The sequence below is a fragment of the Rhodococcus sp. UYP9 genome (assembly GCF_040547235.1).
Lineage (GTDB): Bacteria > Actinomycetota > Actinomycetes > Mycobacteriales > Mycobacteriaceae > Rhodococcoides.
In genome coordinates, this window is the sequence record NZ_JBEPPH010000002.1 from 599,058 (window position 1) to 611,509 (window position 12,452).

13 protein-coding genes are annotated in these 12,452 nt (G+C 61.5%); 8 read left to right on the forward strand and 5 right to left on the reverse strand.

Annotated features, from left to right (window positions below):
* Positions 1–95: 95 nt before the first annotated feature.
* Together ABIB36_RS09225 and ramB are read right to left on the reverse strand one after the other, a co-directional pair.
* A complete protein-coding gene (locus ABIB36_RS09225; RefSeq protein WP_306294094.1) occupies positions 96–377 on the reverse strand; it encodes a hypothetical protein in 282 nt (93 codons plus the stop codon).
* Positions 377–1,789: an acetate metabolism transcriptional regulator RamB gene (ramB, locus tag ABIB36_RS09230; RefSeq protein WP_084346248.1), complete on the reverse strand. Its 1,413-nt coding sequence runs from the start codon at positions 1,787–1,789 to the stop codon at positions 377–379. Before ramB ends, ABIB36_RS09225 begins: the two co-directional genes overlap by 1 nt.
* A gap of 173 nt (positions 1,790–1,962) precedes the next feature.
* Between ramB and ABIB36_RS09235 the strand changes: the two genes are divergently transcribed.
* From ABIB36_RS09235 to ABIB36_RS09265, 7 genes are all read left to right on the forward strand, one after another.
* Positions 1,963–2,376: an SPW repeat domain-containing protein gene (locus ABIB36_RS09235; RefSeq protein WP_084346247.1), complete on the forward strand. Its 414-nt coding sequence runs from the start codon at positions 1,963–1,965 to the stop codon at positions 2,374–2,376.
* 401 nt (positions 2,377–2,777) lie between these two features.
* Entirely contained in the window at positions 2,778–4,067 is a 1,290-nt protein-coding gene (aceA, locus tag ABIB36_RS09240; protein WP_084346246.1) for an isocitrate lyase, read from the forward strand.
* A 44-nt stretch (positions 4,068–4,111) separates the two neighbouring features.
* A complete protein-coding gene (locus ABIB36_RS09245) occupies positions 4,112–4,996 on the forward strand; it encodes a 3-hydroxybutyryl-CoA dehydrogenase (RefSeq protein ID WP_084346245.1) in 885 nt (294 codons plus the stop codon).
* Between the two features lie 93 nt (positions 4,997–5,089).
* Positions 5,090–7,390, forward strand: coding sequence for a 5-methyltetrahydropteroyltriglutamate--homocysteine S-methyltransferase (gene metE, locus ABIB36_RS09250; protein ID WP_354563031.1), 2,301 nt, complete (start codon positions 5,090–5,092; stop codon positions 7,388–7,390).
* A complete protein-coding gene (locus ABIB36_RS09255; protein WP_084346243.1) occupies positions 7,387–7,662 on the forward strand; it encodes a DoxX-related protein in 276 nt (91 codons plus the stop codon). Before metE ends, ABIB36_RS09255 begins: the two co-directional genes overlap by 4 nt.
* A 105-nt stretch (positions 7,663–7,767) precedes the next feature.
* Positions 7,768–8,808: an NAD(P)-dependent alcohol dehydrogenase gene (locus tag ABIB36_RS09260; protein WP_354563029.1), complete on the forward strand. Its 1,041-nt coding sequence runs from the start codon at positions 7,768–7,770 to the stop codon at positions 8,806–8,808.
* 105 nt (positions 8,809–8,913) lie between these two features.
* Entirely contained in the window at positions 8,914–9,135 is a 222-nt protein-coding gene (locus tag ABIB36_RS09265) for a hypothetical protein (protein ID WP_084346401.1), read from the forward strand.
* Between the two features lie 10 nt (positions 9,136–9,145).
* Here ABIB36_RS09265 and ABIB36_RS09270 read toward each other — a convergent pair whose 3' ends face one another.
* Positions 9,146–10,051 (reverse strand): PPK2 family polyphosphate kinase, encoded by a 906-nt coding sequence (locus ABIB36_RS09270; protein ID WP_354563026.1) that lies wholly within the window; start codon positions 10,049–10,051, stop codon positions 9,146–9,148.
* Positions 10,052–10,092: 41 nt separating this feature from the next.
* On the opposite strand from ABIB36_RS09270, the gene ABIB36_RS09275 reads away from it, so the two are divergent.
* Positions 10,093–10,554 (forward strand): PPOX class F420-dependent oxidoreductase, encoded by a 462-nt coding sequence (locus ABIB36_RS09275; RefSeq protein ID WP_084346240.1) that lies wholly within the window; start codon positions 10,093–10,095, stop codon positions 10,552–10,554.
* 92 nt (positions 10,555–10,646) lie between these two features.
* Here ABIB36_RS09275 and ABIB36_RS09280 read toward each other — a convergent pair whose 3' ends face one another.
* Positions 10,647–11,615 carry an iron-siderophore ABC transporter substrate-binding protein gene (locus ABIB36_RS09280; RefSeq protein WP_084346239.1) on the reverse strand — a complete coding sequence of 323 codons (969 nt, stop codon included), beginning with the start codon at positions 11,613–11,615 and terminating at the stop codon, positions 10,647–10,649.
* 55 nt (positions 11,616–11,670) lie between these two features.
* Positions 11,671–12,426: a TetR/AcrR family transcriptional regulator gene (locus ABIB36_RS09285; protein ID WP_256895547.1), complete on the reverse strand. Its 756-nt coding sequence runs from the start codon at positions 12,424–12,426 to the stop codon at positions 11,671–11,673.
* Between the last annotated feature and the right edge of the window lie 26 nt (positions 12,427–12,452).

A 12,452-nucleotide genomic window follows, 5' to 3' on the forward strand; every position in this document is an offset into this window, starting at 1 on the left:
GATGCCCTCGATCATCTGATCGCGCTCGATGCGGAGGTCTACGTTCCGGGCCACGGCCCGATCTGTGGCCTCGACGAGGTGCTCGAGCTCCGTGCTTATTGGACGTGGGTGGACGCGGCCGGACGCCAACACTTCGATGCGGGAGTCGAATCGGTCCATGCCGCCCGCAACATGATGGCGTCCCCGGAATTTTTGTCTTTCTCGAAGTGGGGCTCACCGGAAAGGTTGTTTCTGAGCATGTCCACGCTGTACCGCCTGTGGGAGGGCAAACCGGCGGCGCCGCCGACACTCGTCCGCCGGGTCGCGGCCTTCGCTGCGGCGGGCGCGACGCTGCGCAAGGGGAAGCGAACCCGAGAAAGCGCCGAATCGATGATCATCACCGAACGCGATACGGCGAGACCGAGCTCCGATGCTCATCGATATCGAGGTCTTTGCCGAGCGGGGGGAAGGCACGTTGCGGGCAGTTCGAGCGCTCGCACACTCGGCAACCCGCGCCGATCGGGGTGGCGACAGCCGAACCATGTAGATCGAGCCCATCGGCGTAGACCAACCGAGTTGCATGCCGGAGCTCGCACCCCAAGCCGATGGCGAACGTCTTGGTCGGCTGGCCGTAGCGCGCGGCCCGTCGCTCGACCGTGCGGGCAATCCACAGGTAGCTACGCCCGTCCGGCATCTCGGCGATCTGCGTCATGATCTTGCCCGGGTAGGCGAAGGTTTCGTACACATTCCACAGTGGGCACGTACCGCCGCTGGAAGAAAAGTGAAAACCGGTCGCCGATTGTCTCTTGGACATATTTCCGGCACGGTCGACACGGACGAAAGAGAATGGAACTCCACGAAGCTTGGGCCGTTGAAGCGTCGAAAGGCGGTGGCAGACGGTCTCGTAGCTGACCGAGAAGAAGGCCGACAATCGCTCGATGTCGTAGCGAAATTCCTCGGCCACATCATGGAACTGGCGATACGGAAGAACTGTGGCAGCAGCGAAATAATTGGCGAACCCGAGGATCGCGAGCTTCTTCGATTGTTCGCTCGTGAAACCGCCCTCTTCGACCATTCTGTCCAAGAGATCGGCACATTCGAGGTAGGCCAACTCTGCCGCGTACTTGAAAACCTTCTGCCCGCCCGAGAGGTGCGTGGAAATTTCCAGGACCCGGGTACGCGGATCGAACCGGTGCAGAACATTCTCGCCGAGGTCGATTCGATTGACGATCTGTACCTCGTGGACCGTTTCGAGTCGGCGGGCGATCTCACCGCCGACGTCGGCGCGGTGGAATCGGATCCGAGAGGTCAACTCCTCTGCGGCGGTATCCAATTCATGTAAATAGTTCTGCCGTTGGTAGAAGTAGTCGCGTACTTCTTCGTGCGGTTTGCTGATGGAACCGCTGCCACTGCCGTCGCTGAATCGCTCGTCGGTGGCGGCCGCGAGCTGAGCCGTCGTATTGCGGTACCGGCGGTGCATGTTCACCATCGCCCGAGCCAACTGCGGATGAGAAGAGACCATCTGTGCGATCTCGTGAGCGTCGGCAGCGATGCCCATGTCCTGATCCAGTGCGACCTCTCGAAGCTCGGCGACGAGTCTGGTGTCGTCCTCGGAGGAGAAGAACGAGGTATCGACACCGAAAACCTCGGAAATACGAAGCAGCACGGGCACTGTCAGTGGGCGGACGTCGTGTTCGATCTGGTTGAGATAGCTCGCCGAGATCTCGAGCTGACCAGCCAGTGCAACCTGGCTCATCTTGCGCTCGGACCGAAGCTGCCGCAGCCGCACGCCGACGAACGTTTTGGACATGCGCCCAGGCTACGCCTGTGAAGACAGTGCTTAACAACGTTCGCCTCGGTCGCTCGCGGGTCACGATTCGGTGATGTAACGACCCCGAAGTCGCATCTCGGCGTATACCGGAATGGGAGTTGATTTCAGCCTTCGAACCAAAGATTCAGCCGCGAACAAGAGGGAGTCTGCAGATGTCGGACCACACGAACGAAGTTGTACGCGACGCCATCGTCCTGATTACCGGAGTGGTCCTCGTGACGTCCACCATTTGGCTTCCCGTCGATGGAGACACCGGGGTGTCCGGCGCCATCCTCATCCTCGGCATGCTGTCGGCAGGCACTGCTCTCTGGGCGATGTCCAGTGCGTCGAGATCGAGCCACTGGGCGCACGTGGTCCTCGGGGTGACGCTGGCGCTCTCGCCGCTGATTCTCGCGTTCCCCGCGGATCTGTTGGTGACCGACATGTTCGCCATCGTCGGCGGCGTCCTCATTGCGTCACTCGGTGTACTCGGGGTGGTCTCCAGCACGCGTCGAGCCCCGGAAGCGAGTCGATTGATCGCATCCTCTCTCTCGCAGCCGGCTGCTCGGGATCGCGTGCGGAGCTGATTTCTAGCAGGGAATGCATGGGCCAGTCTCCATCCTGCTGTGATTACGCTCACACCACTAACAAATCGACTTCGTCACTGTTTCGATTCAGACGCCCGCAATCAAACAGTACAAACGTCCGGTAAGGCATCCGGTGGGAGTTTCTCAAATTGCGTTCGTAGCCTGCGGTTTCGGCCTACTGGCCGGTAACCAGCCTGTCCGTTCGGCGAGGGTTCGCGTCGGCTGGAACTTTGCAAACTTAGCAACGGGTGTTGAAAAGCTAGCCAAGATTGGCACTAGCAACAGGTGGACGGGCATTTTTGGGTGTGCCATTGTTTTGGAGTACACCCGAAGGGCCTGGCAACGATGTGAAGAATTCCTTTCGACGCAGGCCGAGAAGATGAGAAGAGACTGGAGCTCCGATGTCGACCACCGGCACCCCGAAGACCACCGCCGAGATCCAGCAGGATTGGGACACCAACCCTCGCTGGAAGGGCGTGACGCGTAATTTCACCGCAGAACAGGTTTCCAAGCTGCAGGGCACCGTGGTAGAGGAAGCAACACTTGCCCGCCGCGGCTCCGAGATCCTGTGGGACCTCGTGACCAACGAGGACTACATCAACTCGCTCGGTGCACTCACCGGCAACCAGGCCGTGCAGCAGGTTCGCGCCGGCCTGAAAGCCATCTACCTCTCCGGCTGGCAGGTTGCCGGCGACGCCAACCTCTCGGGCCACACGTACCCGGACCAGAGCCTCTACCCGGCCAACTCGGTGCCGACCGTCGTTCGCCGCATCAACAACGCACTGCTGCGCGCCGACGAGATCGCCAAGGTCGAGGGTGACACCTCGGTCAGCAACTGGCTCGCCCCAGTGGTCGCCGACGCCGAAGCAGGATTCGGTGGCGCGCTGAACGCTTACGAGCTGCAGAAGGCCATGATCGCTGCCGGTGCCGCAGGTGTGCACTGGGAGGATCAGCTCGCTTCGGAGAAGAAGTGCGGCCACCTCGGTGGCAAGGTGCTCATCCCGACCCAGCAGCACATCCGTACCCTGACCTCGGCTCGCCTCGCGTCCGACGTCGCCGATGTCCCCTCGGTCATCATCGCCCGCACCGACGCCGAGGCCGCAACCCTCATCACGTCCGATGTGGACGAGCGCGACGTGGAGTTCCTCGACGGAACCCGCACCGCAGAAGGTTTCTACGGCGTCAAGAACGGCATCGAGCCGTGCATCGCTCGTGCGAAGGCTTACGCACCGTACGCGGACCTCATCTGGATGGAGACCGGCGTTCCTGACCTCGAGGTTGCCAAGCGCTTCTCCGAGTCGGTTCGTAGCGAATTCCCGGACCAGATGCTCGCCTACAACTGCTCGCCTTCGTTCAACTGGAAGGCGCACCTGGACGATGCGACCATCGCCAAGTTCCAGAAGGAGCTCGGCGCGATGGGCTTCAAGTTCCAGTTCATCACCCTCGCCGGATTCCACTCGCTCAACTACGGCATGTTCGACCTGGCCCACGGTTACGCCCGCGAAGGCATGACGGCGTTCGTCGACCTGCAGGAGCGCGAGTTCAAGGCTGCCGAAGAGCGTGGCTTCACCGCCGTCAAGCACCAGCGTGAGGTCGGCGCAGGCTACTTCGACACCATCGCCACCACGGTCGACCCGAACACCTCGACCGCAGCGCTGAAGGGCTCCACCGAAGAGGGCCAGTTCCACTGATCGCCACGTCCGACTCGAACGACCAGTAAGGCCAAGGAGCTGACGTGACCAGCGAGAAAATTCAGCGAGTCGGCGTTATCGGCATCGGGCAGATGGGTGCCGGAATTGCCGAGGTGTGCGCACGCGCACACGTCGACGTGCTGGTCTACGAACAGACACGTGAGCTGACGGCTGCAGGACGCGCACGCATCCTGCGGTCGTTGGACCGTGGTGTCAGCAGCGGCAAGATCACCGAGCGAGAACGTGAGCAGGCAGCCTGGCGGTTGCGGTTCACCTCCGACCTCAGTGACTTCGCCGACCGTCAGCTCGTTGTCGAGGCCGTTCTCGAGGACGAGAAGATCAAGGCCGACATTTTTGCCGAGCTCGATTCGGTGGTGACGGACCCGAATGCAGTACTCGCGTCCAACACGTCGTCGATCCCCATCATGAAGCTGGGAATTGCGACCAAGTCACCGGATCGTGTCGTCGGTATGCATTTCTTCAACCCGGTGCCGGTGCTCCCGCTCGTCGAGCTCGTCACCACTCTCAAGACAAGCCAGGCTGTCGCCGAGCGTGCGGAGAAATTCGCCAGCGAAGTACTCGGCAAGCAGGTCGTCCGGTCTGCAGACCGTTCGGGTTTCGTCGTCAACGCGCTCCTGGTGCCGTACCTGCTCTCGGCCATTCGCATGGTCGAGTCCGGGTTCGCCACCAAGGAAGACGTGGACAAAGCGACAGTGCTGGGCCTCGCACATCCCATGGGGCCCTTGGCATTGGCCGACCTCGTCGGACTCGACACCGTCAAGTCGATTGCCGACTCGATGTACGAAGAGTTCAAGGAACCGTTGTTCTCCGCCCCGCCGCTTCTGCTACGTATGGTCGAGGCAGGGCTGGTCGGCAAGAAGACCGGATCAGGTTTCTACCAGTACGAGAACGGTCGTTTCGCAAAATAGGTAGGCGCTTCGCGCAGGTGAGTGGGAATACGTTGTCGGCAACGTATTCCCACTCGCGTCTGCCGTTGCACCCTCACTGGAAGGAACCCTTTCGTGGCGAGTAGCGCAGCCGAATTCGGTTCGAGCATCCTGGGATACCCGAGAATCGGCCCGCGGCGAGAATTGAAGCGCGCACTCGAGACCTACTGGAACGGTAGGTCGACGCCTGCCGCCCGCGCCGCACTCCAGTCCGTAGGTCGTTCCCTTCAGGAAGACACCTGGGACGAACTCCATGCAACCGGGTTGACGCAAGTCCCCGGAAACACCTTCTCCTTCTACGATCATGTCCTCGACGACGCATTGCTTTTCGGGGCAGTTCCGACGCGCTTCGCCCCGCTCGAAGGGGAGATGCATCCGCTCGATTTCTACTTCACCGTTGCTCGCGGCAAGCCTGATCTCCCGCCGCTGGAGCTGGTGCGGTATTTCGACTCCAATTACTTCTACCGCCAACCCGAGATCGACGAGTCGACGCCGTTCTCACTGCACGCGGAGAGCCTGCTCGATGAGTTCGATCGGGCGAAGGCCCGCGGTATCGAACTGCGCCCCGTTGTGCTCGGCCCGGTATCGCTGCTGTTGTTGTCCAAGGCCGGATCTCTGGCAGCGCAAGGATTCTCCCCGCTCGATCGGCTGGGGGATCTGCTTACGCAGTACAGTGCCCTCTTCGAGTTGCTTGCCCTGCGAGGTGCTACCTGCGTCCAGCTGGACGAGCCCGCATTCACTGCTGAACGAACAGCCGAGGAGCTGGCAGCACTCGACCGCGCGTACACCGCCCTGTCGACGACGGCGTTGCGACCCCGACTTCTCGTGACAGGTCAATACGGGTCTCTCGGCCCTGCGCTGCCGATTCTCGCAGCCACCAAGATCGAGGCAATCGGTCTGGACCTCGTCGCAGGCAGGCTCGAGCCGGAAGAGCTCGCCGCCATTTCCGGAATGAAACGCAAACGCCTCTACGCTGGAGTCATCGACGGCCGCACCGTGTGGCGTGCCGACCGCGTCGTCGTGCTCGACTACCTCGAGCGATTGAAAGAGGTGTGCGAAGACCTCGTCGTCTCGACGTCGTCGACACTGCTGCACGTTCCGTACGACGTGCTGAGCGAGTACGACATCGACGGCAACGTCGCCGATCGTCTTGCGTTCGCGAAGCAAAAAGTCGGCGAGGTCGTTGCCTTGGCAAAGGCGCTCACCGACGGGCCGTCGGACAGGTGGCGCAAGAAGCCGACCGAGGTGCACTTCAAGCAGAAGCACGCGGTGCGGCACCGGGTTTACAACGTAACGCCCGACATGCGGGTTCGACTGCCGTACGCCGAGCGGAAGATCGCGCAGCACAAGAAGCTGAATCTTCCGCTGATGCCCGCCACCACCCTCGGTTCGTTCCCGCAAACTTCGGCAATGAGGCAGGCGAGATACGAACTGGGACAGGGCCGTATCGATACTGCTGACTATCACGCGCTCGTCGAGGACGAGATCGAGCAGGTCATTCGGCTGCAGGAGGACATCGGGCTCGACGTCTTGGTGAACGGCGAGGTGGAACGCAACGACATGATTCAGTTCTTCGCCGAAGCGCTCGAAGGGTTCGCCACGACGACCAACGGGTGGGTCCAGACGTACGGTTCACGATGCGTGCGTCCGCCCATTCTGTACGGCGACGTGGCCCGGCCGGAACCGATGAGCGTCGAGTGGACAGCGTTCGCGCAGTCGTTGACGGACAAGCCGGTCAAAGCAATCCTGACCGGACCGGTCACCATGCTCGCCCGTTCGTTCGTGCGGAAGGATCTCCCACTGCACGAGGTGGCCGACCAGGTTGCCCTGACCATTCGTGACGAGATCGCCGATCTCGAGAAAGCCGGGATCGGGATCATTCAGGTCGACGAGCCGGCGTTGCGTGAACTGTTGCCCTCGCGTGAGAAGGGGCGCAAAGAATACCTCCGTTGGTCGGTCGAGGCGTTTCGGCTGGCGACGTCGGGTGCACAGGCCGAGACCCAGATTCACACGCATCTGGGGTACTCCACTCGTGCGTCGGTGGTCGACGCGATCGAGAACCTCGATGCCGATGTCACGGCGATCGTGGCAACACGATCCATCGACTGGGTTCTCGGTGCTTTGCAGGAGAACGTCCTCAGCCATGGAGTCGGTCCGGGCGTGTACGAGAGTCGTTCGGCGCGTATCCCCGACATCGACGAACTCGACGAGCTACTGACACAGGCAGCCGCGACGATCGACATCGACCGGTTGTGGGCCAATCCCGACGGTGGCCTCAAAACACGCCAGTATTGGCAACTGGAACCGTCGTTGCGTAACTTGGTGGCAGCGGCGCGACGGGTGCGCCGACGCGCAGAACAGGGGACAGCAGAGTGAGCAAGTCGAAGAAGTCCGGCGGACTCGTTCCGAAGGTGTTCGGAATTGTATTGGCAGCGACGGGTGCCGCGCATTTCGTCGTTCCCGAGGCGTTCGAAGGAATCACCAAGCGTCCTTTCCCTCGCGACACCAGGACCTGGATCAGCCGCAACGGAGCTACCGAACTCGCTGTCGGTGCTGCCATTGCGTACCCCAAGACTCGTAAGATCGGCCTCATCGGACTCGGCACGTATGTCGGCTGGCTGGGTCTCAATATCGCCCGCAACGGTTAGAGCACCGGTCCGGATTGTTGTGAATCACTCCCGCCTGCTGGGAATACCCTGCTGGCGGGAGTGTCCGCTTTGCATGGCTACCGATGGGTAGGTAGCAATGTAGCTATGACTTCAGCTACTGCATATACCGCGACGGCCCCTGATGCTCCGCTCGAGAAGGTCACCATCGAGCGTCGTGAGCTCGGACCCAACGATGTCCTCATCGAGGTCAAGTTCGCCGGTATCTGTCACTCCGATATCCACACCGCCCGGAACGAGTGGGGCGGCACCACCTACCCCGTCGTTCCGGGACACGAAATCGCGGGCATCGTCTCCGAGGTCGGTTCCGATGTCAGTAAGCACAAGGTCGGCGACCGCGTCGGCGTCGGGTGCTTCGTGGATTCCTGCGGCGAGTGCGAGGCCTGCCTTGCCGACGAAGAGCAGTACTGCAGCAAGGGTGTGACGGCGACCTACAACTCCAAGCAGGCCGACGGCACCATCACCCAGGGCGGATACTCCACGCACATCGTCGTCACCGAAGGGTTCGTTCTTTCCATTCCGGAGGGAATCGAGCTCGACGTCGCGGCGCCTCTCCTGTGCGCAGGCATCACGCTGTACTCCCCGCTCAAGCATTGGGGAGCCGGACCCGGAACGAAGGTCGCCATCATCGGTATGGGCGGACTGGGACATGTCGGCGTCAAGATCGCCAATGCACTCGGCGCCGAGGTGACCGTGCTCAGTCAGTCGCTCAACAAGGAAGAGGACGGCAAGCGCCTCGGTGCGCATCACTACTACGCCACTTCCGACGCCGCGACGTTCAAGAAGCTTCGTGGTGAATTCGACCTGATCATCAATACCGTGTCGGCAGAGATCGACATGGACAAGCACATGTCATTGCTCGCGATGAACGGCTCGCTCGTCATCCTGGGGCTTCCGTCCGAGCCCATCAAGGTGCGCGGATTCACCCTTGCGGCCAACCGTCGTAGCCTCGCGGGTTCGATGGTCGGTGGCATTGCGCAGACGCAGGAAATGTTGAACTTCTGCGCTGAACACCACATCGGTGCCGAGATCGAGACCATTGCCGCCGACAAGATCAACGAGGCGTACGAGCGCGTGTTGAAGAGCGACGTCCGCTACCGGTTCGTGATCGACGCCAAGACATTCTGAGTTCTCGTACGCCTTTCGTATCCGAAAATGTATGCGAAAGGCGTACTACGCGGGCGTAGCGTCGAAGTCGGGTCAGCACAGTTCTCTTCGGCGAAGGGACCCGAGATGAAACTCAATACGTTCGCAGGCTGGGTTGGTTACGGACTGGCATTGCTTGCCGTCACTGCGATGGGCTTGTTCCTGGTCGCAGTAGGTTCTGGCTACGACGCTCTGGCAGTGTTGGCAGGCAGTGTCTGCGTGGTGGCAATTGCGGGGGCCATGGGCCTGGTGGGCGGAGTGGTCAAGCACGATCACCGACTCCACCGCACTACCCCAAGACTGCTCTGACGGTTCGGCACTAGCTTTCAGCCAGCCGCCTTTTTTCCAGCTCGACGTCGAAATCGGCAGCGGGCCAGTCGAGTTCGAGCTGTTCCAGTGCATCGATCAGCAACTCCGTTACTGCCAGTCGGCTGTACCACTTCCGGTCGGCCTGGATGACGAACCACGGTGCGTAATCGGTATTCGTTCGATCGATGGCGCGTTGGTACGCGGTGCGATATTGCGGTAGGAATTTACGCTCGGTGACATCGCTCGGATTATATTTCCAGTGCTTGTCTGGACGGTCCAGCCTCTCCTGCAGTCGCGCTCGCTGCTCTTCCGGCGAGACGAACAAGGCGACCTTGATGATGAGCGTGCCCTGTTCGGTGAGGTCCTTCTCGAAAGCGTTGATCTCGTCGAATCTTGGTTCCCACACCTGGCGCGGAACCAGGTCGTGGACCGCTACGACCAACACATCCTCGTAATGCGACCGATCGAAGACCCCTATCTTGCCGCCGCGGGGTAGGGCCTTACGAATTCGCCACAAATAATGGTGCTGCTTCTCTTCCTTGGTGGGAACCCCGAAAGAGGCAAGGTCGACGCCCTGCGGATCGACCATCCCGATGACATTGCGGACCATCCCGCCCTTGCCCGCAGTGTCCATTCCCTGCAGTACCAGAAGAATCGAGCGCAGATCTCCGGCACGTCCGTTGGCGTACAACTTTTCCTGAAGGGCGGAAAGAACTTCACCGCGCTCGAGGAGGAGATCCTGACCCTCCGCTTTCGTGCCCTCGAATCCGGGCGTCTCATCGAAGTCGATGTCCTCGATACGCGTCGAATCGGTCGCGCGGAGGATTTTGCCGGGCGGGGTAGACCACAACGAAGGCTTCTCGTCCTTCGATTCCGCGTTGTCCGGTGACGCCGACTTCTCGGATGACTTGGCCATGAACAGACCCTAGTCCGCGGCGGAGATCTACCCTGGGATTCATGGCCCCGAAACTTGCGTCAGCACAATCCGTCGACCGCTCCACGATGCTCGACTTCGTTTCTCCTCGACACCACCTGACCCTGATCACCCGTAAACGCGACGGCGGAGTGCAAGTCTCGCCGGTTACGTCCGGGCTCGATTCGGAAGGCCGCATCGTCATTGCGACGTACCCGGAGCGCGCGAAGGTCTACAACATTCGTCGCAACCCGTCGGTGACCGCGTTGATTCACTCGGACGAGTGGAACGATGCTTACGTCCAAATCGACGGTACGGCCGAGATCATCGACCTCCCGGATTCGGTGGAACCGCTCGTCGAGTACTTCCGTAGCGTCGCCGGTGAGCATTCCGACTGGGACGAGTATCGGGAGGCGATGCGCAAACAGGGAAAATCGTTGATACGCATCACGATCGAGAGCTGGGGGCCGATCGCCGAAGGTGGCTTCCCGCCGGGGAGAGTGTGACCAGCCCGCCAGAGAGAGTGTGACCAGCCCGCCGGGGAGAGTGTGACCAGCCCGCCGGGGAGAGTGTGACCAGCCCGCCGGGGAGAGTGTGATCAACCCTTTTCGAAGAGCGGTACCGCGTTGTCGAGGGCGTACTGGGTGCCTGCCGCGGACGCGGAAGAGAAAGCGTTGTTCAGGTTCTGGTCTCCGAGGACGACGAGTCGGCCGTCGCGAGCGGAGGGGAGTGCTTGGATGGCAGCGTCGTTGGTGATCGACTCGGCACTGCTTCCGATCGGAAACATCACGGTCAGATCGGCGTCGAGGGCAGCTGTGTTCTCGGCAGAGAGCGTGATTGCGTACTTGTTCGGCTCGGCGAGCGCCTGAATTTCGGGCTTGTTGACGAAACCGAGCCTCTTCATGAAGTCCACGCGGACGTCCCCGTCGACGTAGGCGCCGAGTTGGCCGCTGTAGAGGGTGCCGACGGCAACGGTCTTGTCGGCGAACTGCGGGTTCGCCGCGACGGCCTCGTCGAACTTTTCGTTGGTCTCGTCGATGATCTGGCGACCGTCCTCGGATTTGCCGAGCACGTCGGCGATCAACTGGGTCTGCCCGTCCCACGTTGTTCCGTAGGCGATGTCGGTGCCGACGGGTGCGCCGACGGTCGGAGCGATGTCGGAAAGGTCCTCGTAGACTGCCTGGTCGTTCGTGCTGCGAGTCCACAGGATCAGGTCTGGCTCGAGTGCGGCCACCGATTCGACGTCGATCTCGTAGGTACCGAGGATCGTCGGCGCGGTGTCGTAGCTTTCCTCGACCCATGGTCCGAGTCCGTCACCGCCGACGGCGAGCCAGTCGCTTGCAGCGACGGGCTGCACTCCGAGTGCTAGCGCCGTCTCGGCGTCCGACCATCCGAGTGCGACGACGCGTTGAGGAGCGGCCGGTACGGTGACTTCGCCGAATATCGTGTCGACGGTGGGTCCGTCGGCAGCGGGTTCGCTGCCGGAATCGGTGCCACAGGCTGTCATGGTTACTACCGCGAGGGCAGCGATCACCGGGGCGAATGTCGAGAGTGTCCGTAAGCGCATAGGCAACGCTAACCTACATTGCTTGTTTTTGAGTACCTGCCCCCACGTGTCCTGCTCAGGGGCGGTCCTCGTCGACGAGCGGGTGCGGCTGCGATTTGAACTTCGCCGGCGATCCGTCGGCCTGCGCGACGCCGTGGATTCCACCCCACATCAACATGCATAGATAGTCGATGAGGTCCTCGGCCGACATTGACTTGTTCGAGATCCACCAGTGCGTGGCCAGCTGGACGGCGCCGACGATCGCGAACGCCCAGGGCACCGACCCGCCGGAGTCCATTTCGCGAGCGCGCAGTCGTTCGCCGAGGACGGTCGCGAGCAACTCGGCGATCATGCGCTCCGACTCGGCGACAACGTCACGATTGGTGCCGGCATTGTTGGCCATCACATAGAGGTAGACCTCGGGGTCGGTGGCGACCGTCTCCACGTAGGCCGCGATGACAGCCCGGGTGAGTTGATATTCATCGAGTTCTTCCGAGATGGCCGTGTAGATCCGTGGGGCGAGGGTCGTCTCGACATAACGAGTCATCGTTGCGTTGGTCAGATCGTTCTTGTCGGTGAAGTAGCGGTAGAGAACCGTCTTCGAGATCCCGATCTCCGATGCGATCTCGTCCATGCCGATCTCGCGGCCCCGCAAGCGAATTGCGGCCAACGTGCCGTCGACGAGTTCTTCACGCCGGGCGATCTTGTGATCGCGCCACCGCCGTTTTCTGCCGTCCGGCTTCGCTGGCTTCGTTGCCGCCTCGGTATCTGCCTTCTTGGTGTCGACTTCTGCTTCGAGTGTGCCGTCTTCCGTCGCTTTCGGACTGCTCACTTTTGCCGCTGTCGTCGCATTTCTCG

What these genes read in the sequence shown, in the direction of transcription:
- ABIB36_RS09225 (WP_306294094.1), bottom strand. Translation starts at nt 377, where the DNA reads ATGATCATCGATTCGGCGCTTTCTCGGGTTCGCTTCCCCTTGCGCAGC.
- ABIB36_RS09270 (WP_354563026.1), bottom strand. Translation starts at nt 10,051, where the DNA reads ATGGCCAAGTCATCCGAGAAGTCGGCGTCACCGGACAACGCGGAATCG.
- ramB (WP_084346248.1), bottom strand. Translation starts at nt 1,789, where the DNA reads ATGTCCAAAACGTTCGTCGGCGTGCGGCTGCGGCAGCTTCGGTCCGAG.
- ABIB36_RS09260 (WP_354563029.1), top strand. Translation starts at nt 7,768, where the DNA reads ATGACTTCAGCTACTGCATATACCGCGACGGCCCCTGATGCTCCGCTC.
- ABIB36_RS09275 (WP_084346240.1), top strand. Translation starts at nt 10,093, where the DNA reads ATGGCCCCGAAACTTGCGTCAGCACAATCCGTCGACCGCTCCACGATG.
- ABIB36_RS09280 (WP_084346239.1), bottom strand. Translation starts at nt 11,615, where the DNA reads ATGCGCTTACGGACACTCTCGACATTCGCCCCGGTGATCGCTGCCCTC.
- ABIB36_RS09265 (WP_084346401.1), top strand. Translation starts at nt 8,914, where the DNA reads ATGAAACTCAATACGTTCGCAGGCTGGGTTGGTTACGGACTGGCATTG.
- aceA (WP_084346246.1), top strand. Translation starts at nt 2,778, where the DNA reads ATGTCGACCACCGGCACCCCGAAGACCACCGCCGAGATCCAGCAGGAT.
- ABIB36_RS09235 (WP_084346247.1), top strand. Translation starts at nt 1,963, where the DNA reads ATGTCGGACCACACGAACGAAGTTGTACGCGACGCCATCGTCCTGATT.